The sequence below is a fragment of the Amycolatopsis sp. WAC 01376 genome (assembly GCF_003947415.1).
Classification (GTDB): domain Bacteria; phylum Actinomycetota; class Actinomycetes; order Mycobacteriales; family Pseudonocardiaceae; genus Amycolatopsis.
This window is the reverse complement of record NZ_QHKL01000003.1, coordinates 589,346-612,073: the sequence shown is the minus strand read 5'-3', so window position 1 is coordinate 612,073 and position 22,728 is coordinate 589,346. Positions and strand designations below refer to the sequence as shown.

The window sequence follows — 22,728 nt, the reverse complement described above, 5'->3', positions numbered from 1 at the left end:
GCCCCAAGGCTACTGGGCCGTCACCTCGAGGACGCGCTCGGCCAGCCGCTCCGAACCGCCGTCGAACCACTGGATGCGCTTGTCCCGCCGGAACCAGGAACGTTGCCTCCGCACGAACCTCCGGGTGGCCTGCGCGGTGGCCTCGGAAGCGGCTTGGAAGTCGCCGTCGCCGTCGATCGCGGCGATCACCTGCTGGTAGCCCAACGCCCTCGAAGCGGTGAGCCCGTCACGGAGTCCCCGGCCCAGCAACGTCCGGACTTCATCTACGAGCCCGGTTTCGAACATGATCTCCACGCGGCGGTCGACGCGGGCGTCGAGTTCGGCGGGTTCGCGGTCGATGCCGATCAGGACCGTGTCGTAGCGGGCGGGCCCGGGTTTCGGCAGGTTCGCCGAGAACGGTTCCCCGGTGATTTCGATGACCTCCAGCGCGCGCACGATCCGGCGGGTGTTGGTCGGCAGGATGGCCGTGGCGGCGACGGGGTCGAGTCCGGTGAGCCGGGCGTGCATCGCGGCGACGCCGATTTCGTCGGCTTCGGCGGTCAGCCGGGCGCGCACGTCCGGATCGGTGCCCGGGAACTTGAGGTCGTCGAGCACGGCTTGGACGTAGAGACCGGACCCGCCGGCGAGGATCGGCACGCGTCCGGCGTCGAGCAGTTCTTCGACGCGGGCGCGCGCGTCGCGCTGGTACGCGGCGACGGACGCCCTCTCGGTGACGTCGAGGACGTCCAGTAGATGGTGCGGCACACCTCGCCGCTCCTCGGGGGTCGCCTTGGCCGTCCCGATGTCCATCCCGCGGTACAGCTGCAGCGCGTCCGCGTTGACCACCTCACCCCCGAGGGTGAGGGCGAGTTCGACCGCCAGCGCGGTCTTCCCGGTCGCCGTTGGCCCGACGACCGCGACCGGCCGGATCACGCGTGCTCCCAGACCGCGACGTGGTAGGCGACGCCGAACGGCGCGGCCGAATAGAGGACCTCGGCGGTCCAACCGTCGTCCGCGGCGAGACCGGCGAGGACCTGCCACGGCGCGCGGCCGCCCGCCCCGAGTTCGGCGGCGAAGTCCGGGTCGACTGCGGCCAGCGACCCGGCATCGGCCTTGGCCAGCGCGTCGCGGATGCCTGCGTCGAAGCCTTCCGCCCGTTCGTCCTCGCCGCCGGGGGAACGCGGGCCGTGCCTGCTCGAACCGTCGCCGAGGACGAGCACCGCGGCGTGCTCCCCCAGCTCGCGGCCCAGCTGTTCGCACTGGCCGGGAGGGGCGGCGGGATCGACGAGGTGGACCCGGACGGACGACGCGCCGCCCTGCTCGCGCAGCCAGCCGGCCACGAGCGCGGGCAACGGCAGCTCGGTTTCGGGCCCTGTCACCCGGCTGAGTGACACTCCGACGTCGACGCCGAATCCGCGGAAGGTGCCACTCGCGTGTTCCGGCACTTCGGGCGCGCCCGAGGCCGCACCGATGACGACCCAGTCCGGCGAAGCGCTGGTCAGCCGCCTCGCGGCCTCAAGACAGGCTTCGCGCAGCTCGGCGCATTCGTCCGCCGCTCCGGCGGCCAGTTCGGGAATGAGCAGTGGGGGTTGCGGGAGCACGGCGACACGGCGGATCACGGCCGCCGACGTTACCTTCCCCGCCTTCGGGGACCGGCAACCGACCGACACGGAGGGTCCACCGGAAGTAGGATCACTGCCCTCTGGTGGTTCATCCGGTTCCACGGTGGACGCTGAGCTGCTTGAATGCCGCAAGGGGTTGATGCCCCCGAAGCAAGACGGCAACGCATTACCCGGCCCCGTCGGTAGACGGGGCGCCCGCGCCAGCGGGCGTACAGGCGATAAGGAGCCTGCGATGGCCCAGGAGAACACGTCCACCGGTACCCCGGCACCGCACCCGGTACCGCACGCGCTCGGTGGCGGGCATCCCGCACCCCCCGTGCCGCCCGCCGAGCCCAGCCCGTCCGCTTGGGGCAGGGTCGACGACGAAGGAACGGTGTACGTCAACACGCCCGACGGCGAACGTGCGGTCGGGGTCTGGCAGGCCGGGAGCCCGGACGAGGGTCTGCTCCACTACGCGCGCCGCTTCGACGACCTGCGCACCGAGGTCGAGCTGCTGGAGACGCGACTGGAGTCCGGCGCCGGCGATCCGAAGCACGCCCTGGCCACGGCCACACAGCTGCGCGACGGTCTCGCCGAAGCCGCCGTCGTCGGCGACCTCGCCGCGCTGGGCGGCCGCATCGAGCAGGTCATCGCCCACGCCGAGAAGGCGCTTGCCGCGGCCAAGCAGGAGCGTGAAGAGGCCCGCGCGGCCGCCGTCCTGCGCAAGCAGGCCCTCGCCGACGAAGCCGAGAAACTCGCCGCGGAGTCGACCCAGTGGAAGGCCGCCGGCGACCGGCTGCGCGCCATCCTGGACGAGTGGAAGACCGTCAAGGGCGTCGACCGCAAGACCGACGACGAGCTGTGGAAGCGGTTCTCCAAGGCCCGTGAGGCGTTCAACCGCCGCCGTGGCTCGCACTTCGCCGAGCTCGACAAGCAGCGCGCGGGTGCCAAGAACCGCAAGGAAGAACTGATCGCCGAGGCCGAGGCGCTCTCGGAATCCGAGGACTGGGGCGACACGGCGGGCCGCTACAAGGACCTGATGACCGAGTGGAAGGCCGCCGGCCGCGCGCCCAAGGACAGCGACGAGGCGCTCTGGCAGCGTTTCCGCGCGGCGCAGGACAAGTTCTTCGCACGGCGGTCCTCGGTGTTCTCCGAGCGGGACGCCGAGTTCGCGACCAACGCTCAGCAGAAGGAACAGCTGCTCGTCGAGGCCGAGAAGATCGACCCCGCGGCGAACCTCGAAGCGGCGAAGCAGCACATGCGGCGCATCCAGGACCAGTGGGACGAGATCGGCAAGGTTCCGCGCGAGCGCATCCGCGAGCTGGACGGCCGGCTGAAGGCCGTGCAGGACGCGATCAAGTCGGCCGAGGACAACAAGTGGCGGCGGACCGACCCCGAGGCGCAGGCCAGGGCGGCGCAGTTCCGCGAGCGGGTCGAGCAGTTCGAGTCGCAGGCGGCGAAAGCGCGTGCGGCGGGCGACGAGCGTCGTGCGAAGAAGGCGGACGAGCAGGCCGCGCAGTGGCGTGAGTGGCTCGAAGCGGCGGAAGCGGCCATCGCGGACCGTTAGGTTTAGGGGCTCTCTCGTGCAATGAACGGTCCTTTCCTTGCAAATTTTGCAAGGAAAGGACCGTTCATTGCATTCGCGGGCGGGGGTCACTTCATCCCACCGTGGAGGGACGTATCGCTCATTAGTGCGTATTCGGGCGCTCTCCGCGCCCAGCCGTGGTCGACTTCGATCATGAACCAGACACTGATTCCCCCAGTACGCCGGGCGTTCGCCGCCTTGGCGATCAGTTGTGCTCTGGTGGCCGGGCTCGCCCCGGCCGCATCGGCGATCGGCGCTCCCGCACCGGTCCCCGCCTCTTCCGAAGCAGGCAAGAAGAAGGTCAAGCTCGACGCCTCGCTGAGCAAGAAACAGGTCAAGGTCAACGAAAAGGTGACCCTCAAGGGGAGCCTGCGGGCCGAGGACGGGGCCCGTACCGACGGGACCGACAGCCTCGAGGCGATCATCGTCCAGCAGCTTCAAGGAAGTGTCTGGGTGAACATCGCCGACACGACCTGCCGTCCCAACTCGACGTTCTCCCTGAAGCTGAGTTTCTCCTTCAGCGCGGTGATCACGCTGCGGGCCTACCACCCCGAAACGACGCTTTACGCGAGCGCCTACACGTCCAGCAACCTCACCTTGCGCGTCGGCTAGCTCCGCGAGAAGGCGGCACGCATCCAGTAGACGGCCAGCGCGACGGTGGCGAACCAGGCGAGGATCATTCCGAAGCCCGGGCCGCCACCGGCCGCGCCGGTCGCGTGCGAGGACTGCTGGGACCAGATCGCGAGCATCCCGTCGACGGAGGCGAACCAGCCGCCCGCGGCGCAGACCCAGGCCAGCCACCAGCGCCGGGTCACCAGCGTGACGGCGGAGGCGAACACGCCGATCCCGGTGGAGGTCGCGGCGAACAGCTGCGGGATCCCGCCGCCCTTGCCGAGCAGCACCTCCCAGCCGGCGTGCTCGCCGACCCAGGGCAGCAGCTGGGCGACCAGCAGCACGAACGCGAGCACGGCGATGGAGAATCCGCGCCTGCCCAGCTCGATCGTCTTGGCGGCCCGCTCGCCGACCTCGTCGATTTCGGCCGCGAGTTCGTCGATCTTCGGTTCGGTCACAGCGCACACCCGCTCACCGGTTCCGGCGTGACGGCCGGGGCGCCGAAGCCCGGCAGGCCCAGCGTCACGCCGTTGGTCTTCGGCCGGATTCCGGCCTCGGAGTTGTCGCCCGCCTTGGTGCGGCGGTGCGACAGCAGATCGCCGTCGGCGACGAGGTGGTGCGGAGCGCCGTAGGTCACCACGGTCTCGACGACGTCGCCCGGACGCACGGAGCGGTCCACCAGCGGTCCCGTCGGCGCGAAGTGGACGAGCCTGCCGTCACGGGCACGGCCGCTCATCCGGTGCGTTTCGGAGTCCTTGCGGCCCTCGCCGGAGGCGACCAGCAACTCGACGCGGCGGCCGACGATCTTCTTGTTCTCTTCCCAGGAGATGTCGTTCTGCAGCTTCACGAGCCGTTCGTAGCGCTCCTGCACGACCTCCTTCGGCAGCTGCCCGTCCATCTCGGCGGCGGGCGTGCCCGGCCGGATCGAGTACTGGAAGGTGAACGCGCTGGAGAACCGCGCCTGCGCGACGACGTCGAGCGTGGCCTGGAAGTCTTCCTCGGTCTCGCCGGGGAAACCGACGATGATGTCGGTGGTGATCGCGGCGTCGGGCATCGACTCGCGCACGCGGTCGAGGATCTTGAGGTAACGCGCCGAACGGTAGGACCGCTTCATTTCGCGCAGCACCTTGTCCGAACCGGACTGGAGCGGCATGTGCAGCTGGTGGCACACGTTCGGCGTCTCGGCCATGGCGTCGATGACGTCCTCGGTGAACGCGGCGGGATGCGGCGAGGTGAAGCGGACGCGCTCCAGGCCCTCCACCGAACCGCAGGCGCGCAACAGCTTCCCGAACGCGAGCCGGTCGCCGAATTCGACGCCGTAGGAGTTCACGTTCTGGCCGAGCAGGGTCACTTCGAGCACGCCTTCGGCGACGAGCGCCTCGACCTCGGCCAGGATCTCGCCGGGACGGCGGTCGCGTTCCTTGCCGCGCAGCGCCGGGACGATGCAGAAGGTGCAGGTGTTGTTGCAGCCGACCGAAATCGACACCCAGCCCGCGTACGCGGACTCGCGGCGAGCCGGGAGCGTCGAGGGGAAGGTTTCGAGCGCTTCGAGGATCTCGACCTCGGCCTCGGCGTTGTGCCGCGCGCGTTCCAGCAGCGTCGGCAGCGAGCCGATGTTGTGCGTGCCGAACACGACGTCGACCCAGGGCGCGCGTTTGACGATCTCGCCGCGGTCCTTCTGCGCGAGGCAGCCGCCGACGGCGATCTGCATGCCCGGCTTAGCGGTCTTCTGCGGCCGGATATGCCCCAGGGTGCCGTACAGCTTGTTGTCCGCGTTCTCCCGCACCGCGCAGGTGTTGAACACGATCAGGTCGGGTGTGGCCTCGCCGTCACCCGGAACGTAGCCGGCGTCCTCGAGCTGCCCGGCAAGACGTTCGGAGTCATGCACGTTCATCTGGCAGCCGAAGGTGCGGATCTGGTAAGTGCGCGCGCTCATCTCGCCTTCGAGGGTACGCGGGCGGGGTTCCATGGCACGATCGACCCTCATGAGGAGACCAGGGGTGCTGGCGGCGGTGATCGCCGTGGTCTGTGCCCTGGTCGCCGGGTGCGGGCCGGATCTGTCCGGGACGCGGGTGCGGATCGCCGCGGGCCTCAACGGCGGCGTGTACGACAAGCTCGCCGAAGCACTGGCCGACGCGTGGGCCGCGCAGCTGGACACCGACCGGCCCGAGATCCTGGAGACCGAGGGGTCCCCGGACAACATCGGCCGGATCCGCGCGGGGAAGGCCGACGTCGCGTTCGTGGCCGCCGACGTCGCCACCGAGAACACGGCCGGGCTGGCCGCGCTGGCCCGCGTGCACGACGACTACCTGCACGTCATCGTCCGCGCCGACTCGTCGGTCAAGTCGTTCGCCCAGCTGCGCGGGCGCAAGGTCGCGATCGGTTCGCCGGACTCCGGTGTCGAGTTCCTGTCGAAGCAGTTGCTGAAGGCCTCGGGCCTGACCGGCGCGATCGACCAGCGCAACCTCGGCATCAACGAGGCGCTGCCCGCGCTGGAGACCGGTCAGATCGACGCCGTCATCTGGTCCGGCGGGGTGCCGACACCGTCGATCACGGAGCGGGTGCGGACGGTCGGCCTGCGCCTGCTCGACATCACCGACCTCGCGGACGCCCTGCGGGCCACCAGTCCCGTGTACCGCACGGCGACCATCCCGGTGACGGCCTACAACCTGTCGGAGCCGGTGACCACGCTGGTGTTGCCGAACTTCCTCGTGGTGCCCGCTTCGATGTCCGACGACGTCGCCGAGGCGCTGGTGCGCGGGCTGTTCGACGCACGGGATCAGCTGGTCAAAGCGGCCGGGGCGGCGCTGTCGATCGACGTCCATCCCGCCATCGAGACCTCTCCCCTGCCGCTGCACCCGGGCGCGCTGCGCTATTTCAGAGCGCTCAAGGATTAGCGACCGGCAGGGTCACGGTCACTTCGAGGCCGCCGTCCTCGGGTGAGCCCAGCCGCAGCGAACCGTCCGAACGGGCCATGATCTCGGTGACGATCGCCAGGCCGAGGCCGGAGCCGGGCACGTTCTGATGCGCGGTGCTGCGCCAGAACCGGTCCGCCGCGCGTTCCAGTTCGTCGTCGCGCAGGCCGGGCCCGTGATCGCGGACGGCGATGTCGACCTTCCCGTCCGTGACGGTGACGGTGACGCGGACCTCCGTGCCGGGCTCGGTGAACTTGAGCGCGTTGTCCAGCAGCGCGTCCAGCACCACTTCGAGCCCGCGCGCGGGCGTGAGCACCCGCAAGCCGCCGCCCAGCCCGGAGGCGGCCAGCGACACGTCCCGCGTCGCGCCGACCACGGCCCAGTCGGCGACCCGGGCCCCCACGACCTCGTCGAGGCGGACGGGCACCAGCTCGCCGCCCGAGGCCTCGGCGCGGGCCAGCGAAAGGAGTTCGTCGAGGATCTGGTTGAGCCGCCGCGCGTCCACGACAGCGGCTTCGAGGTCTGCCGCGGCCAGGTCGTCGTCGACGTGCCCGTCGAGGTTGCCGAGCCGGATCTTCAACGCCGTCAACGGGTTCCGCAGCTGATGGGAGGCGTCGGCGACGAACGCGCGCTGCGCCGTGAGCGCCTCGTCGACGCTGGCGGCCATCCGGTCGAAGGACCGTTCGAGCTGGCGAAGCTCCGGCGGCCCTCCCGACTCCCCTACCCGCTCGACCTCGCGGCCGCTGACCACCGCGGCGACCAGCGCGCCGGTGGCGTCGTCGAGCCGCCGCACCGGGCGCAGGATCCAGCGCACCACCGGCACCGCGACCAGCAGCGCGAGCCCGAACGCCAGCACCGCGCCCGCCGCGATGAGCAGCCACCACCACACCAGTTCGGTCCGCGCCTTTTCGGTCGAGGACAGGGTGATCACCGCGCCCCGCACCTCGCCGTCGATCAGGATCGGCTCGGCCAGCACCAGCGGTGCGGTGTTCCACGGCATCAGCAGCGCCCCTGGCTCGGAACGCCGCCCCGCCAGCGCCTGCTGCAGATGCGAGGCGATCACGGGATCCTTGAGGTCGATCCGGGCGGCCTGGCCGGGGGCGCCGAGCGCGCTGGCCACGGACTCGCCGTCCTGATCGGCGATCACCACCGGCACCTCGTAGACCTCGGTGTAGCGGCGGAGTTCGTCCTCGATCAGGTCCGGCCGGTTCTCCACCAGCGGGCGCTGGGCCAGCGACGCGAACCGGGACGTGTCGGTGAGCCGGTCGAGGAAGAGGTCGAGCTGCACACTGGCCGCCACGCTGAGCGCGAGCGGGATGCCGAGGCCGAACACGAGCGCCGCGACCAGCGTCAGCACGATCGCCTGGAGCCGGACGCGCACCGGCTCAGCCCTCTTCGGCCGGGCCGTAGGCGCCGCCGAGGCGGTACCCGACGCCGCGCACGGTCTCGATCAGCGCGGGCCTGCCCAGTTTGGTCCGCAGCGTGGCGACGTGGACGTCGAGCGAGCGGCTCTCCGCCGGGCCGCGATGACCCCAGACCTCGGTCAGCACGTGCTCGCGCGAGCACACCGCGCCACGGGCGGAGACGACCAGCGCGAGCACCTGGAACTCCTTGCGGGACAAGGAAACCGGCTGCCCGTCGACCTGCACCTCATGGCGCCCGATATCCACCGAGACATCACCCGCCCGGATGACGCCGGGCGGTTCGGCCGCGGCCGGGCGTTCACCACGGCGACGGCGCACGGCCTCGACACGGGCGACCAGTTCGTCGACGTCGTAGGGCTTCACCAGATAGTCGTCGGCACCGGACCGCAGGCCCTGGATCCGGTCGTCGACCTCGCCCCGCGCCGAAACCACGATCACCGCCACGTCGCTGACCGCGCGGATCCGGCGGCACAGGACGATCCCGTCGACGTCGGGGAGCCCGAGGTCGAGTAGCACGACATCGACCTCGTGCACCAGATCGAGCACCCCCGCGCCGGAGGCCAGGCGTTTGATCGTCAGGCCGCGCCGGGTCAGCGCGGGCGTCAAGGCACCCGCGACCCGGTCGTCGTCCTCCACCAGCAGTACCCGCACCCGTGTTTTCCCTTTCACGCCGTCACCGCCACCGCGACGACTGAAGAACGACTCTATGGGGTGAGTCACGTTCCGCGCTGCCCGTGTCACTGCGCCGTCCGGCCCAGTGAGCACCCCGACGCGGGCGGTAATGGTCACGATGCGTCACAGATCTGTTGTGACCCCGGTTACGAGGCACGCCCGCCTTGTCTAGGCTGATCAGGGCCGGACGGTGGTGGACCGAGGCCGTCCGGTGGCTTGGGAACGATACGGACTTGAAACCCTAAGTATTGGTCAAGCCGCCTTTACAAGCGGTCCGACGGGAGTAGGTTTCCGCCATCGCGTGGTGCCTGACCCCGCAGTCCCCTGCAAACGAACGCTCCTGGAGGCCAGATGACCGCGGAGGTGGCGGCGCCGATGATCAAGGCGGCCGCCGTGAACAAGTACTTCGGCGACCTGCACGTGCTCAAGGAGATCAACCTCGAGGTGCCGCGTGGGCAGGTCGTGGTCGTGCTCGGGCCGTCCGGGTCTGGCAAGTCGACACTGTGCCGGGCGATCAACCGGCTGGAACCCATCAACTCCGGCGAGATCGCGGTGGACGGCGTTCCGCTGCCCGCCGAAGGAAAGGCGCTGGCCGCGCTGCGCGCCGACGTCGGCATGGTGTTCCAGTCGTTCAACCTGTTCGCGCACAAGACGATCGTCGAGAACGTCATGCTCGCGCCGATGAAGGTCCGCAAGGTCAACTCGGCCGAGGCCCGCAAGACCGCGATGGAACTGCTCGAACGCGTCGGCATCGCGAACCAGGCCGACAAGTACCCGGCGCAGCTTTCCGGTGGGCAGCAGCAGCGGGTGGCGATCGCCCGCGCGCTGGCCATGCGCCCCAAGGTGATGCTGTTCGACGAGCCGACCTCGGCACTGGACCCGGAGATGGTCCAGGAGGTCCTCGACGTGATGACCACGCTCGCGAAGGACGGGATGACGATGCTCGTCGTCACCCACGAGATGGGCTTCGCGCGGCGTGCCGCGAACAGGGTGGTCTTCATGTCCGACGGCGAGATCGTCGAAGACTCCACCCCGGACGAGTTCTTCACCAAGCCCAAGACCGACCGGGCGAAGGACTTCCTCGGCAAGATCCTTACCCACTAAGCGTTTCCGCGGCGCGGGCTCGTGCCGCATCGACGGAAGAAACAGGAGAGGTTCACATGAGGATCCGCACCCTAGCGGCGGGACTGCTCGTCGGCAGTCTCGCGCTGACCGCTTGCGGCAAGGAAGGCACGCCCAGCTCGCCGGGCGGCAGCTCCGAAGGCGCGAACGCCGGTGCGCAGCTGCCCCAGTACACGGTGGCGACGAACGTCGACCTCGCGGGCTCCCCGGCCTTCGCGAAGATCAAGGCCGCGGGCAAGCTGACCCTCGGCGCCAAGGACGACCAGCCCGGACTCGGCCGCAAGGACCCGACGAGCGGCAAGTTCACCGGTTTCGACATCGAGATCGCGAAGCTCGTCGCCGCCAGCCTCGGCTTCGGCGAAGACAAGATCACCTTCAAGACGGTCGACTCCGGCGCCCGTGAGCAGGCCATCGTGAACGGCGACGTCGACTACTACGTCGGCACCTACACGATCAACGACAAGCGCAAGGCGCAGATCTCCTTCGCCGGCCCGTACTTCGAAGCCGGCCAGGACCTGCTGGTGCGCAAGGACGAGTCGGCGATCACCGGCCCGGAGACCTTGAAGGGCAAGAAGGTCTGCTCGGTCACCGGTTCGACCCCGATCCAGCGCATTCGCGAGCAGAACCTGACCGAGCCCGGCAACATCGTCGAGTTCCAGAAGTACTCGCAGTGCGTCGAGAAGCTCACCACCAAGGAGGTCGACGCCGTCACCACCGACGACGCGATCCTCAAGGGCTTCGCTTCGGAGGACTCCGAAACCCTCAAGGTCGTCGGCAAGACCTTCTCGAAGGAGCCGTACGGTATCGGCCTGAAGAAGGACGACAAGGTCCTTCGCGACAAGATCAACGACACCCTGCAGAAGGCGCTGGACGACGGCACCTGGCAGAAGATCTACGACGCCACCCTCGGCAAGTCGGGTTCGGCCGCGCAGAAGCCCACCCTCCAGAAGTACTGATGTAGTCCAGCGGCCGGTGGACCCGTGACGGGTTCACCGGCCGCTCCACACCCACCTCCAGTCGACGGCAGCGGGGAAAGGCTCCATGAACGTCCTGCTCGACAACCTGGACCTCTACGGTCCGTTCTTCCTCACCACGATCGAACTGTTCATCTGGGCCGCCATCGGCAGCCTGATCTTCGGCACGATTCTGGCGATGATGCGCGTGAGTCCGGTCCTGGCGTTCCGCGCCGCGGGAACGACCTACGTGACCCTCATCCGCAACACTCCGCTGACCCTCGTCTTCGCGTTCTTCGTGTTCGCGTATCCGTTGCTGGACATCGTCAAGCTCAGCTTCTTCACCGCCGCGGTCGTGGCACTGACCGTGTACACCTCGGCGTTCATCTGCGAGGTCGTCCGATCCGGTATCAACACCGTCCCGGTCGGCCAGGCGGAGGCCGGGCGCGCGCTGGGGCTGACGTTCGGCCAGATCCTCGGCCAGATCGTCCTGCCGCAGGCGCTGCGCTCGGTGGCGCCGCCGATGATCAGCACCCTGATCGCGTTGTTGAAGAACACCACGATCGCCGCGGGTTTCTCGGTCGCCGAGGCCGGCGCGATCCGGTCGTACCTTTCCGAGCGGGGTGACAACCAGCTGATCGGCCTCCTGTGGGTCGCACTCGGCTTCATCATCCTGGTCGCCGTACTTTCCCTCGTCCAGCGGAGCCTGGAGAAGCGCTGGAGCGTGGCCCGATGAGCAGTGTCCTGTTCGACGTCCCCGGCCCCAAAGCCCGGACGCGCCACCGGCTCTACGCGGTCATCGGTGTCCTGGCCATCGCCGCGTTGCTCGCGTTCGTCGTCTACCGGTTCTACGACACCGGCCAGTTCGACGCGCGCAAGTGGGAATGGCTCCAGTACCAGCAGGTCCAGATCGACCTGCTCAACGCAGTGCTCGAGACCCTGCGGGCGTTCGTGGTCGCCGCCGTACTCGCGCTGATCTTCGGTGCCGTGTTCGCCGCGGGCCGCCTGTCCGACCACGTCTGGATCCGCCGTGTCTCCGGGGCGATCGTGGAGTTCTTCCGCGCCATCCCCGCGCTGATCCTGATGTTCCTCTTCTACTTCGGCCTCCCGGCCGTCGGCGTCCCGATGACCCCGTTCCTCGGTGTGGTCTTCGGCCTGACCCTGTACAACGGCTCAGTGCTCGCCGAGGTCTTCCGCGCGGGTATCCAAGCCCTGCCCAAGGGGCAGGCGGAAGCCGCGTACGCGCTCGGCATGCGCAAGACCCAGGTGATGTTCACGGTCCTGCTGCCGCAGGCCATCCGTGCGATGCTGCCGACGATCATCAGCCAGCTGGTCGTGCTGCTCAAGGACACCGCGCTGGGCTTCATCATCACGTTCCAGGAACTGCTGTACTACGCGCGCTACATCGGCACGCAGGGCGAGTTCGGCCGCCCGATCGTGCCGTCGACGCTGGTCGCGACCGGCATCTACGTCGGCCTGTGCCTCCTGCTGACAGCGCTGGCGACGTACCTCGAGAAGCGCAACCGGCGCAGCAAGAAGCACATCGACCTGGACGAGAAGAAGGCCGAGGAGACCGGGCTCGGAGCCGCGGCCTCGGCCTGACGCCAGGCTGACCCCTCCGATAGTTCTCAAGATGCCCCGCTGCGAGCTCGCAGCGGGGCATCTCGCCTTTTCGGCTATTGCCGGGATATGACCACGCCACACTCGAATTCGAATCAGTAGTAGAAATCCACCGCGGAGTTCGTCGCTCGCTCCCCACCTGAGCAATAGGTCGTCGAAAGGCGGTCCTTCGTGGTCCATGAGCCCCACCAGGGCCCGTTACCATTGCACCAGATACCTACGCGATGACGCAGCGACGCCGGCGCATCCGAGGAACACGATGACCAGGCCGCACCACTGCCCTGCTCAGGGTCGTACGGATTCCACGATGAACCACAGGACCAAAGCAACGTTTCCGGAGAAGCATTCGCCACCGGCGCCGAAATCACGCCTGCCGCGATCATTGCCAGTGCAGCCAATAAAGTGCCGAAAGATCTACGCATCACAGAGCCTTCCCCTCAGGAGCAATACTCGCGAAATCAATTTCAAGTAGTACCGCTCCCGCAGACGCCTCCATACCTCCGAACGGATGATCACCTTGTCCACGCCCCCATGCCCCTTCAGGCGGGCCCTCACCGGACCTTGGATCCTTTGGAGCAGGCCACGGTGCCGAACGACCGCCCGCGATCGGCCGCTCGCCGAAATCCGTAGCGAACCACACTGAAAAATCAGGAAATACGACGAATTGAGTCCGTCAAACGCCGCCGTAATAGTCAACCGGGACATCACCCAATCAGCGGAATGATCTTCACATAAAATGGGGGTAACTTTCGACTGTCCGCTCGGACAGAGAAACTTTTGCGACTATGGGGGTTTTGATGAAACGTCTTTCGGTGACCGTCGCGTCCATTGCGGTTGGCATGATTTCCCTGGCAGGAGTCGCGTCGGCAAGTGTCGACACCACCGAGGCCAGTGGCCTCCTTGGACCATTCGAGACCTGGGACAGCTGCGAAAACAACCGCTACTGGCATGATGTCAAGGGATACCAGACCTGGCCTTGCTTCATGGAGGACAACCAGAAATGGTGGTACCACTGGTCCAAGTGATCGTGAGAGTAGACGCTCGGCTATCACATGCGGGCCGGCTCTCTGAGGCCTCCTCCTTACCCTTAGGCGCAGGAAGGGGCCTTCGCGCGCTCTGAGATAGGCCTCTTGGTCCTGTCAGGACGGTGCCGCGTCGGCTAGCGTCGGCCGTATGGCGGACCAGGCCGCAACGCTGCTCGAAGCACTGCCGGACCTGGCGGGCAGGTCGGTCCTGGTCGTCGGGTGCGGCGATGGCCGCTATCCACGCTTGTTCCGCGAAAAGGGCGCACGCCGCGTGGTCGGCGTCGACGCGGATCAGACGCTGATCGCGGCCGCCCAGCGCGAAGAGGAACGCGACCCCGTCGGGATCTCCTACGAGGTCCACCAGCTCGCCCGGTTGCCGGTGATGGGTGCCTTCGACATCGTCCTGGCTTTCCTGGACTCTTCCGGCCCTCTGGGCCGCATCGCCGCGAGCCTCGTGACGGGCGGGCTGCTCGTTGCCGTCGCCACCAACGGGCTCACCTTGGAAGAAGGCTTGCGCGACAACGGCTTCCAGGACATCGTGCTGCATCGCCACGAGAGCGGCGACGTGCACAGCGCCCGCAAAGTGTCCTGAGTCGCGCACCCTGGTGTCGAGCCAGGCTGGCCGGGGCTATGAATCCCGGCCGGTCGCCGGACCGTGCGCGTCTGGCGGTATGGGGCACACGGGCCCCACACCGCCGCACCGGTACGACGGAACAGGTTTCCCCGCCGTGCCGGGGCGTAGCGCGTGTGGGAGTCGAACCCACGTCACCGGGGTGAAAACCCGGTATCCCTTCCGCTGGACCAACGCGCCTTGGCCTGGAACACAGTCCGGCACGCACGCGCACCGGACTGCTTCGTTCCAGAAGTCAGGGTTCACCGAAAGAAAAAGCCGCCCGGTTCGGTTTCCCGAAGGGCGGCTCCACAGTGCGACGTCGTGCTAGTACGACGGCGGGGAGCCGTGTTTCTCTTCCATACCAAGGGCCATGGCGTAACAACGTCGCGTCATGCGTCCTCCTCGGTCGGTGTGCGGTAAGTGTGCGACAGGCGGGTGAGCGGGGGCAAACGAATAAAAGCTCATGAGCGGGAAGGACGGTTAGAACCCAATGCCACGTAGCTTAAGTTGATCTTGAGCGGCTGCCGGCCTGCTCGATCAAGCCGGACAAGTCACCGACAGTGGCCCCGAGGCGCGACTGTCCACACGGGACGCCAGTCCGGATCAAGGTGCCCGATTTGGGTGCTTTGCACAGCTGCGAGCGGGGGTCGTGAGTGGCAATGAGCGTTAGAACGACCTTTGCCACTCACGACCCCTTGAAAGAACCGCCCATTTCGGCATCAATCAGGCATTCAGTCATCGAATTGTGTCCACAGTGGACGCTGGGGCGTGCCGGATCCCGTCGGCCAGGGCAACCGAGCGCTTGACCTGCGGCAACCGTCGCCACTTGCGATCAAAACCCCGTCCAAGATCACCTCAAGCTACGTGGTAAGGACGGTTAGAGCCGTCCTTACCACTCACGAGAGGCGACTACTTGTCCCGCCGGAACAGCTTGTTCCCCAGCCATACGATGGGGTCGTACTTCCGGTCCGCGACGCGTTCCTTCATCGGGATCAGCGCGTTGTCGGTGATGTGGATGCCTTCCGGGCACACGTCCGAGCAGCATTTGGTGATGTTGCAGTAGCCAAGCCCGTGTTCCTCCTGCGCCGAGTCCCGCCGGTCGGCGACGTCGAGGGGGTGCATTTCGAGTTCGGCGATCCGCATCAGGTACCGGGGCCCGGCGAAGGACTCCTTGTTCTCCTCGTGGTCACGCACCACGTGGCAGGTGTTCTGGCACAGGAAGCACTCGATGCACTTGCGGAACTCCTGCGAGCGCTCGACGTCCACCTGCTGCATCCGGTACTCCCCCGGCTTCAGCTCCGGCGGCGGCGTGAACGAGGGGATCTCGCGGGCCTTGGTGTAGTTGAACGACACGTCGGTCACCAGGTCCCGGATCACCGGGAACGTCCGCATCGGCGTCACGGTGATGACCTCGTCCTCGGTGAAGGTCGACATCCGGGTCATGCACAGCAGCCGCGGCTTGCCGTTGATCTCCGCCGAGCACGAACCGCATTTGCCTGCCTTGCAGTTCCACCGCACCGCCAGATCCGAGGCCTGGGTGGCCTGCAACCGGTGGATGATGTCGAGGACGACCTCGCCCTCGTTGACTTCGACGCTGTAGTCCTTCAGCTCACCGGAGTCGGCGTCGCCGCGCCACACCCGGAAACTCGCCTTGTAGCTCATGCCGGGCTCCCGGGGTGCGAGGCCAGTTCTTCGTCGGTGTAGTACTTCCCCAGCTCGGAGAGTTCGAACAGTTCCAGCAGATCCTGCCGCAGCGGGGTCTGTTCCTTGACCTCGATGCCGACTTCCGGCACCACCGGGTTGTCGCCCGGCGTGGCCGAGCAGACCAGGAGTTTGTTGCGCCACTGGGCGTCCATGCCCGGGTGGTCGTCGCGGGTGTGCCCGCCCCGGCTTTCGGTCCGCAGCAACGCGGCCCGCGCCACGCATTCGCTGACCATCAGCATGTTGCGCAGGTCGACGGCGAGATGCCAGCCGGGGTTGAACTGCCGGTGACCTTCGACGGTGACCCGCTTGATCCGCTCGCGCAGTTCCCCGAGCTTCTCCAGCGCCCGCTCGATCTCCTCCGATTTCCGGATGATGCCGACGAGGTCGTTCATCGACTGCTGCAGTTCGGTGTGCAGGCTGTACGGATTCTCCTCGACACCGTCACCCGGCGGGTCGAACGGCGCGAGCGCCATCGCCGCGGCGGCGTCCACATCGGACTGATCGACCTTGGGGCGATCCTTCAGTTCCGACACGTAGGACGCGGCACCGAGTCCCGCGCGGCGGCCGAAGACGAGCAGATCCGAAAGCGAGTTGCCGCCGAGCCGGTTCGAACCGTGCATCCCGCCCGAGCACTCGCCCGCGGCGAACAGCCCCGGCACGCTCGACGACGCGGTGTCCGGGTCGACCTCGATCCCGCCCATCACGTAGTGACAGGTGGGGCCGACCTCCATCGGCTCCTTCGTGATGTCGACGTCGGCGAGTTCCTTGAACTGGTGGTACATCGACGGCAGCCGTTTGCGGATCTCCTCCGCGGGCAGCCTGCTGGCGATGTCGAGGAAGACCCCGCCGTGCGGCGACCCCCGGCCCTCCTTGACCTCGGTGTTGATCGCGCGCGCGACCTCGTCCCGCGGCAGCAGGTCCGGGGTGCGGCGGTTCTTCTCCTGGTCGGTGTACCAGCGGTCGGCTTCTTCCTCGCTGTCCGCGTACTGCCCCTTGAACACGTCGGGGACGTAGGAGAACATGAACCGCTTGTCGTCGGTGTTCTTGAGAACCCCGCCGTCACCACGGACGCCTTCGGTGACCAGGATCCCCTTCACACTCGGCGGCCAGACCATGCCCGTCGGGTGGAACTGGACGAACTCCATGTTGATGAGCGTCGCCCCGGCCCGCAGCGCCAGCGCGTGCCCGTCACCGGTGTACTCCCACGAGTTCGAGGTGACCTTGAACGACTTCCCGATGCCGCCGGTGGCCAGCACCACCGCCGGCGACTCGAACAGGATGAACCGGCCGCTCTCGCGCCAATACCCGAAGGCACCCGAGATCCGGCCGTCGTCGGTCAGCAGCTCGGTGATCGTGCATTCGGCGAAGACCTTGATCCTCGCCTCGTAGTCGCCGGTCTCCTTGAAGTCCTCTTGTTGCAGCGAAACGATTTTCTGCTGCATCGTGCGGATCAGTTCGAGTCCGGTGCGGTCGCCGACGTGCGCCAGCCGCGGATACGTGTGCCCGCCGAAGTTGCGCTGACTGATCCGGCCGTCGGCGGTGCGGTCGAACAGCGCGCCGTAGGTCTCCAGTTCCCAGACCCGGTCCGGCGCCTCCTTCGCATGGAGCTCGGCCATCCGCCAGTTGTTGAGGAACTTCCCGCCACGCATGGTGTCGCGGAAGTGCACCTGCCAGTTGTCGTTCGAGTTCGCGTTGCCCATCGACGCCGCGCAGCCGCCTTCGGCCATCACCGTATGCGCCTTGCCGAACAGCGATTTGCACACCACCGCGACGCTGAAGCCGCGTTCACGGGCTTCGATGACCGCGCGGAGACCGGCGCCGCCTGCCCCGATCACCACCACGTCGTAGTTGAGCCGTTCGACCTCGGTCATAGAAAGAGCCACCTCAAAGCTTGTCGCCGGGGACGGGAGATTCCCGCGCCGCTAGTTGATGAACCGCAGATCCGAAATCGCCCCGCTGGCCACGAGCATCACGTAGAGATCGGTCAGCACGAGCGTGCCGAGCGTCGTCCACGCCAGCGCCATGTGCCGGGTGTTGAGCTTCGTGATCTGCGTCCAGATCCAGTAGCGGACCGGATGTTTCGAGAAGTGCTTGAGCCTGCCGCCGGTCACGTGACGGCACGAGTGGCAGGACAACGTGTAGGCCCACAACAGGATCACGTTGCCGAGCAGCACGATGTTGCCGAGCCCGAAACCGAACCCGCCGGTCTTGCCGTGGAACGCGGTGATCGCGTCGTAGGTGTTGACCAGCGAGACGACCACGGCCACGTAGAAGAAGTAGCGGTGGACGTTCTGCAGGATCAACGGCAAGCGGGTCTCACCGGTGTACTTCGCGTGCGGTTCGGCGACCGCGCACGCGGGCGGCGAGAACCAGACCGCGCGGTAGTACGCCTTGCGGTAGTAGTAGCAGGTCAGCCGGAAGCCGAGCAGGAATGGCAGGACGAGGAAGCCGAGCGGGATGAAGCCCGGCAGTTCACCGAACCAGGCCCCGAAATGCCGGGAGCCTTCGACGCAGGATTCCGAGACACAGGGCGAGTAGAACGGCGTCAGGTAGTGGTACTCGGGCACCCAGTACGCGGTGCGCACGAACGACCTGATCGTCGCGTAGATGATGAAGGCGGAGAGGCCGAGGACGGTCAGCAGCGGGGAAAGCCACCACCGGTCGGTGCGCAGCGTTTTCTCGGTGATCCGGGCCCGCGACGGTGCGCGGACCCCCGTACCCCGTCCGGCCTCGTTGCCGGCGGGGGCGCTCACCGCTGGTCGCGCTTGTAGCCGCCGACGCCTTCGTCATCGGCGCCTTGCCACAGCGCCGGGTCGTAAGGCGTGTCGGGAACCTGGACACGATCGGCGGCCTTCGCCTGCGCGGGCACCGCGTTCGGGGTCGTGTCGAGATCGGTCGCGTCGATGTCGAGCCGCTCGACGTCGTTCGCCAGGCGTCGTACCGCCGAGGCGTCGCCGTATCGGGATCGCAGCGCGCCGACGCACTGCCTCAACTGACCGATGGCTCGCCGAAGCTCGGCGATCTCTGTGGTGGACATCGGTACCTCCCGATGGTCGGTTCGGTTGGCCGCTTGAGCCTTCGAAGGCAAGCGATCCTCGCCGTCTCGACTCTGCCGCGCGTTGTGCAATGTGACAAGTAGCACAGTGGAACCTAGTGACGTGATGGAGGTCACGCGAGTCGATCTTCTGTATCGATTTTGATTCGCGCTTTCCCCCGAGGTACTGTGGCCACTGTCACGACCCAGCGGCGTCAGCGTTGCCGTCCCGCGGACCACCACGACCAGTGATCCGGAGCCGGACAATGAGCACCGCCCCGAACGTCCACCCCATCATCGCCGAAGTCACCGGACGCATCGCCGCCCGCAGCGCCGAAACCCGCGCCGCGTACCTCGAGCGTGTCGCCGCGTCCCACGAAGAAGGGCCGATGCGGCGCGGCCTCGACTGCAGCAACCTCGCCCACGGCTTCGCCGCGATGGAGGGTGTCGACAAAGCGGCACTGCGCGCCGTGCGGGCGCCGGGCGTCGCGATCGTCTCCTCCTACAACGACATGCTTTCGGCGCACCAGCCGATGCAGGAGTACCCGGCGATGGTGAAGGGCTCGGTGCGTCAGGCGGGCGGGGTGGCGCAGTTCGCCGGTGGCGTGCCCGCGATGTGCGACGGCGTCACCCAGGGCCGTCCCGGGATGGAGCTGTCGCTGTTCAGCCGCGAGGTGATCGCGATGTCGACCGCGATCGCGCTCTCCCACGACATGTTCGACGCGGCGCTGCTGCTCGGCGTCTGCGACAAGATCGTGCCGGGCCTGCTGATCGGTGCGCTGTCCTTCGGACACCTCCCGGCGATCCTGGTGCCCGCCGGGCCGATGAACTCCGGCCTGCCGAACAAGGAGAAGGCGCGCGTGCGCCAGCTCTACGCCGAGGGCAAGGCCACTCGCGAAGACCTCCTGGACGCCGAAGCGGCTTCGTACCACTCGGCGGGAACGTGCACCTTCTACGGCACGGCCAACTCGAACCAGATGGTCGTCGAGGTGATGGGCCTGCACCTGCCGGGCGCCAGCTTCGTGCAGCCGAACTCGCCGCTGCGGAAGGCACTCACCGAAGAGGCCGGACGCCGCGTGGTGAAGCTTTCGCGGGGCGAGGAGTACACGCCGATCTCCGGCGTGATCGACGAGAAGGCCGTCGTCAACGGCGTCATCGCGCTGCTCGCCACGGGCGGTTCGACCAACCACACGATGCACCTCGTCGCGATCGCCGCGGCCGCGGGTATCCAGCTGACCTGGGACGACTTCTCCGACCTGTCGGCGGTGATCCCGCTCCTGGCGCGCGTGTACCCGAACGGCAGCGCCGACATCAACCACTTCCACGCCGCCGGGGGCATCCAGTTCCTGGTCGGCACGCTGCTCGACGCCGGCCTGCTGCACGAGGACGTCCGGACCGTCGCCGGACCGGGTCTGCACCGGTACCGGCAGGAGCCGATCCTCTCCGAGGGCGAACTGGTCTGGCGCGACGTCCCGGCGCGCAGCCTCGACGAGGACGTCCTGCGTCCCGTATGGCGGCCGTTCGCTTCCGACGGCGGGCTTCGCATGGTCGCGGGCAACCTCGGCCGCGCGGTGATCAAAGTGTCGGCGGTGGCGCCGGAGCACCGGATCGTCCAGGCCCCGGCGCGGGTGTTCACCGACCAGAAGTCCTTCAAGGACGCTTTCGAGGCCGGCGAGCTGAACCGCGACGTCGTCGTGGTCATCCGGCAGCAGGGCCCGCAGGCCAACGGGATGCCGGAACTGCACGGCCTCACCCCGGCGCTGGGGGTGCTGATGGACCGCGGGCACCAGGTGGCGTTGCTCACCGACGGCCGGATGTCGGGCGCGTCCGGGAAGATCCCGGCGGCGATCCAGGTGACCCCGGAAGCCGCCGCGGGCGGCCCGATCGCGCGGATCGCCGACGGCGACGTCATCCGTCTCGACGCCAAGGCCGGGACGCTCGACGTCTTCGTGGGTGACGAAGAACTCGCCCGCCGTGAACTGGTGGACTCCCCGCCTTCGGAGGCATCCTGGACCGGCACCGGCCGGGAGCTGTTCGCGGCGCTGCGCCGCGCGGTCGGCCCCGCCGATCAAGGCGCGAGCGTGTTCGGACCGCTCACGCCGGAACACTTCGGCGCTCCGGCGCACACGTTGACCCCTGTGGAGGTAACCCAGTGACCACCGGCGCCGACCTGCTCGGCCTGTCCCCCGTGATGCCCGTCGTCGTGCTCGACGACGCCGCCGACGCCGTGCCCACCGCGCGGGCCCTCCTCGCGGGCGGGATCGGCGTGATCGAGCTGACCCTGCGCACCCCGGCGGCGCTCGCCTCCATCGAGCGGATCGCCGCGGAGGTCCCGGAGATCGTCATCGGCGCCGGGACGGTCACCGCCCCCGAACACGCCAAGCAGGCGGCCGCCGCCGGTGCGAAGTTCCTGGTGACCCCGGGCTGCACCGACTCGGTCCTCGACGCGGCGTTCGACACCGGGCTCCCGTTCCTGCCGGGCGCGAGCACGGTTTCGGAGGCGATGCGGCTGGCCGAACGCGGGCTGACCGCGCTGAAGTTCTTCCCCGCCGAGGCCAGCGGCGGCGTGGCGTACCTGAAGTCGATCGGCGGGCCGCTGCCAGGGCTGCGGTTCTGCCCCACCGGCGGGATCACCGTGAAGACCGCGCCGGACTACCTCGCACTGTCCAATGTGGGCTGCATCGGCGGTTCGTGGCTGACCCCGAAGGACGCCTTGGCGGCCAAGGACTTCGGGAAGATCGAGGCTTTCGCGGCGGAGGCGTCGAAGCTCTGATCCGTGTCGTGAAGGCCACCTTCGCGAAGGTGGCCTTCACTGCTTTCAGAGCGGGAGCTGGTACTGGATGAACCCGCGGTTGACCGCCACCTGGTCGTACAGGCGACGCGCGGTGACGTTGGATTCCTTGGTGTGCCAGTAAACCCTGTCACAATCGCGGTCGCGAGCCCAGTCCGCGACGGCATCGATCAGCGCCCGCGCGACACCCTTGCCCCGGGCTTCCGGCGCGGTGAACAGGTCTTGCAGGTAACAGACGTCGGTGAGCGCGGAAGTGCTGGGATGCACCAGGAAGTGCGTGATCCCGACGAGCTCGCCGCCCACGCGGGCACCGAATGCGTGCATCCGCTCCCCCGATCGGAATTCACGCCAGGCGCGGTCGTAGACCTCTTGGGGCGCAACACGTTCGTAGAAGGCGATGTACGCGCGGAACAGGCTTTCCCAGGCTTCGCGGTCTTCAGGCTTCAGTGGAGCGATGGTGATCATGTGGTCCTCCCAGTGATCACCCGAGCGTAGGTGTCCGCCGCCGTCTCGCGAGTGGCCAATCACGCGGTAAAACGAGTTGCCACTCGCGGTGGCCGGAAGGACGTTGCGAAAGTGGCTTTCGCAACACCTCCTGCGGGCTACCTATCGGGTATCGCATGCGGTGGCTCAGCCGACGGCTTGCTTCACCAGGGCCGCGATGCGCTTCTTCACCGCGGGGGTGGCGCCGGTCAGCGCGAAGGCCGTCGCCCACATCTCGCCGTCGTCCAGTTGCGCGGCCTCGTTGAAGCCGAGCGTCGCGTAGCGCGTCTTGAACTTGGCCGCTGCCTGGAAGAAGCAGACGATCTTGCCGTCCAGTGCGTAGGCGGGCTGGCCGTACCAGAGCCTCGGCGCGAGCGTCGGGGCGTTCGCCTTCACGACGGTGTGGACCAGTTCGGCGAGCACCCGGTCCTCATCGGGCATCTCGGCGATCTTCGCCAGCACGTCCTGCTCCGCCGCAGCCGCTTTGTCCGCGGCCGAACCGCGGCGCGCGGCCTTCTTCATGTCCTGGGCGTGTTCCTTCATCGCGGCCTTCTCTTCGGCCGTGAATCCTTCGTACGCGGTGGTCATGGTGGTT

At 67.9% G+C, this 22,728-nt stretch carries 23 protein-coding genes and 1 tRNA gene; 11 read left to right on the top strand and 13 right to left on the bottom strand.

The window, feature by feature from the left end; translation table 11 throughout:
- Positions 1 to 9: 9 nt before the first annotated feature.
- Together miaA and DMH03_RS19660 are read right to left on the bottom strand one after the other, a co-directional pair.
- A complete protein-coding gene (miaA, locus tag DMH03_RS19665; RefSeq protein WP_199748939.1) occupies positions 10 to 912 on the bottom strand; it encodes a tRNA (adenosine(37)-N6)-dimethylallyltransferase MiaA in 903 nt (300 codons plus the stop codon).
- Positions 909 to 1,598 (bottom strand): class III extradiol dioxygenase subunit B-like domain-containing protein, encoded by a 690-nt coding sequence (locus tag DMH03_RS19660; protein WP_125793460.1) that lies wholly within the window; start codon positions 1,596 to 1,598, stop codon positions 909 to 911. Before DMH03_RS19660 ends, miaA begins: the two co-directional genes overlap by 4 nt.
- Positions 1,599 to 1,833: 235 nt before the next feature.
- Here DMH03_RS19660 and DMH03_RS19655 point away from each other — a divergent pair, with 235 nt between their 5' ends.
- On the top strand, positions 1,834 to 3,147 hold the full coding sequence (locus DMH03_RS19655; RefSeq protein WP_125793459.1) for a DUF349 domain-containing protein: 1,314 nt from the start codon (positions 1,834 to 1,836) through the stop codon (positions 3,145 to 3,147).
- Positions 3,148 to 3,318: 171 nt separating this feature from the next.
- Positions 3,319 to 3,777 carry a hypothetical protein gene (locus DMH03_RS19650; protein ID WP_125793458.1) on the top strand — a complete coding sequence of 153 codons (459 nt, stop codon included), beginning with the start codon at positions 3,319 to 3,321 and terminating at the stop codon, positions 3,775 to 3,777.
- On the opposite strand, the gene DMH03_RS19645 is transcribed toward DMH03_RS19650, so the two are convergent.
- Positions 3,774 to 4,235: a hypothetical protein gene (locus DMH03_RS19645; RefSeq protein ID WP_125785367.1), complete on the bottom strand. Its 462-nt coding sequence runs from the start codon at positions 4,233 to 4,235 to the stop codon at positions 3,774 to 3,776. The genes DMH03_RS19650 and DMH03_RS19645 overlap by 4 nt on opposite strands.
- Positions 4,232 to 5,746: a tRNA (N6-isopentenyl adenosine(37)-C2)-methylthiotransferase MiaB gene (gene miaB, locus DMH03_RS19640; protein ID WP_199748938.1), complete on the bottom strand. Its 1,515-nt coding sequence runs from the start codon at positions 5,744 to 5,746 to the stop codon at positions 4,232 to 4,234. The genes DMH03_RS19645 and miaB overlap by 4 nt, the downstream gene beginning before the upstream one ends.
- A 16-nt stretch (positions 5,747 to 5,762) precedes the next feature.
- Here miaB and DMH03_RS19635 point away from each other — a divergent pair, with 16 nt between their 5' ends.
- Entirely contained in the window at positions 5,763 to 6,674 is a 912-nt protein-coding gene (locus DMH03_RS19635) for a TAXI family TRAP transporter solute-binding subunit (protein WP_125793456.1), read from the top strand.
- Here the strand turns inward: DMH03_RS19635 and DMH03_RS19630 are convergent.
- Both DMH03_RS19630 and DMH03_RS19625 read right to left on the bottom strand, forming a co-directional pair.
- Positions 6,664 to 8,073 (bottom strand): HAMP domain-containing sensor histidine kinase, encoded by a 1,410-nt coding sequence (locus DMH03_RS19630; protein WP_125793455.1) that lies wholly within the window; start codon positions 8,071 to 8,073, stop codon positions 6,664 to 6,666. The two genes, DMH03_RS19635 and DMH03_RS19630, sit on opposite strands and share 11 nt — an antisense overlap.
- A gap of 4 nt (positions 8,074 to 8,077) precedes the next feature.
- Positions 8,078 to 8,767, bottom strand: a complete 690-nt coding sequence (locus DMH03_RS19625; RefSeq protein WP_199748980.1) for a response regulator transcription factor — start codon at positions 8,765 to 8,767, stop codon at positions 8,078 to 8,080.
- Between the two features lie 396 nt (positions 8,768 to 9,163).
- Here DMH03_RS19625 and DMH03_RS19620 point away from each other — a divergent pair, with 396 nt between their 5' ends.
- The 6 genes from DMH03_RS19620 to DMH03_RS19595 all read left to right on the top strand — a co-directional run bounded on the left by DMH03_RS19620 (position 9,164) and on the right by DMH03_RS19595 (position 14,100).
- Positions 9,164 to 9,892 (top strand): amino acid ABC transporter ATP-binding protein, encoded by a 729-nt coding sequence (locus DMH03_RS19620; RefSeq protein WP_199746565.1) that lies wholly within the window; start codon positions 9,164 to 9,166, stop codon positions 9,890 to 9,892.
- Between the two features lie 56 nt (positions 9,893 to 9,948).
- Positions 9,949 to 10,866 (top strand): glutamate ABC transporter substrate-binding protein, encoded by a 918-nt coding sequence (locus tag DMH03_RS19615; RefSeq protein ID WP_125793453.1) that lies wholly within the window; start codon positions 9,949 to 9,951, stop codon positions 10,864 to 10,866.
- A gap of 85 nt (positions 10,867 to 10,951) precedes the next feature.
- Positions 10,952 to 11,599 carry an amino acid ABC transporter permease gene (locus DMH03_RS19610; protein WP_125793452.1) on the top strand — a complete coding sequence of 216 codons (648 nt, stop codon included), beginning with the start codon at positions 10,952 to 10,954 and terminating at the stop codon, positions 11,597 to 11,599.
- Positions 11,596 to 12,465, top strand: a complete 870-nt coding sequence (locus DMH03_RS19605) for an amino acid ABC transporter permease (RefSeq protein ID WP_125793451.1) — start codon at positions 11,596 to 11,598, stop codon at positions 12,463 to 12,465. The genes DMH03_RS19610 and DMH03_RS19605 overlap by 4 nt, the downstream gene beginning before the upstream one ends.
- An 815-nt stretch (positions 12,466 to 13,280) precedes the next feature.
- Positions 13,281 to 13,508, top strand: coding sequence for a hypothetical protein (locus DMH03_RS19600; RefSeq protein WP_125793450.1), 228 nt, complete (start codon positions 13,281 to 13,283; stop codon positions 13,506 to 13,508).
- A gap of 148 nt (positions 13,509 to 13,656) precedes the next feature.
- Positions 13,657 to 14,100 carry a class I SAM-dependent methyltransferase gene (locus tag DMH03_RS19595; protein ID WP_125793449.1) on the top strand — a complete coding sequence of 148 codons (444 nt, stop codon included), beginning with the start codon at positions 13,657 to 13,659 and terminating at the stop codon, positions 14,098 to 14,100.
- Positions 14,101 to 14,247: 147 nt separating this feature from the next.
- Here the strand turns inward: DMH03_RS19595 and DMH03_RS19590 are convergent.
- From DMH03_RS19590 to DMH03_RS19570, 5 genes are all read right to left on the bottom strand, one after another.
- A tRNA-Glu gene (locus tag DMH03_RS19590) sits at positions 14,248 to 14,319 on the bottom strand.
- A 711-nt stretch (positions 14,320 to 15,030) separates the two neighbouring features.
- Complete coding sequence (locus tag DMH03_RS19585) at positions 15,031 to 15,783, bottom strand: succinate dehydrogenase/fumarate reductase iron-sulfur subunit (protein WP_125793448.1); 753 nt, start codon at positions 15,781 to 15,783, stop codon at positions 15,031 to 15,033.
- Positions 15,780 to 17,696, bottom strand: coding sequence for a fumarate reductase/succinate dehydrogenase flavoprotein subunit (locus DMH03_RS19580; RefSeq protein ID WP_125793447.1), 1,917 nt, complete (start codon positions 17,694 to 17,696; stop codon positions 15,780 to 15,782). Before DMH03_RS19580 ends, DMH03_RS19585 begins: the two co-directional genes overlap by 4 nt.
- Positions 17,697 to 17,747: 51 nt before the next feature.
- Positions 17,748 to 18,578 (bottom strand): hypothetical protein, encoded by an 831-nt coding sequence (locus DMH03_RS19575; protein WP_125785357.1) that lies wholly within the window; start codon positions 18,576 to 18,578, stop codon positions 17,748 to 17,750.
- Positions 18,575 to 18,862, bottom strand: coding sequence for a hypothetical protein (locus DMH03_RS19570; RefSeq protein ID WP_016332714.1), 288 nt, complete (start codon positions 18,860 to 18,862; stop codon positions 18,575 to 18,577). Before DMH03_RS19570 ends, DMH03_RS19575 begins: the two co-directional genes overlap by 4 nt.
- 263 nt (positions 18,863 to 19,125) lie before the next feature.
- On the opposite strand from DMH03_RS19570, the gene edd reads away from it, so the two are divergent.
- Together edd and eda are read left to right on the top strand one after the other, a co-directional pair.
- Positions 19,126 to 21,015 (top strand): phosphogluconate dehydratase, encoded by a 1,890-nt coding sequence (gene edd / locus DMH03_RS19565; RefSeq protein ID WP_125793446.1) that lies wholly within the window; start codon positions 19,126 to 19,128, stop codon positions 21,013 to 21,015.
- Positions 21,012 to 21,632: a bifunctional 4-hydroxy-2-oxoglutarate aldolase/2-dehydro-3-deoxy-phosphogluconate aldolase gene (gene eda, locus DMH03_RS19560; protein ID WP_125785355.1), complete on the top strand. Its 621-nt coding sequence runs from the start codon at positions 21,012 to 21,014 to the stop codon at positions 21,630 to 21,632. Before edd ends, eda begins: the two co-directional genes overlap by 4 nt.
- A 45-nt stretch (positions 21,633 to 21,677) precedes the next feature.
- Here the strand turns inward: eda and DMH03_RS19555 are convergent, their stop codons facing one another.
- Positions 21,678 to 22,115: a GNAT family N-acetyltransferase gene (locus tag DMH03_RS19555; protein ID WP_125793445.1), complete on the bottom strand. Its 438-nt coding sequence runs from the start codon at positions 22,113 to 22,115 to the stop codon at positions 21,678 to 21,680.
- A gap of 165 nt (positions 22,116 to 22,280) precedes the next feature.
- Positions 22,281 to 22,721, bottom strand: a complete 441-nt coding sequence (locus DMH03_RS19550; protein ID WP_125793444.1) for an iron chaperone — start codon at positions 22,719 to 22,721, stop codon at positions 22,281 to 22,283.
- Positions 22,722 to 22,728: the final 7 nt, after the last annotated feature.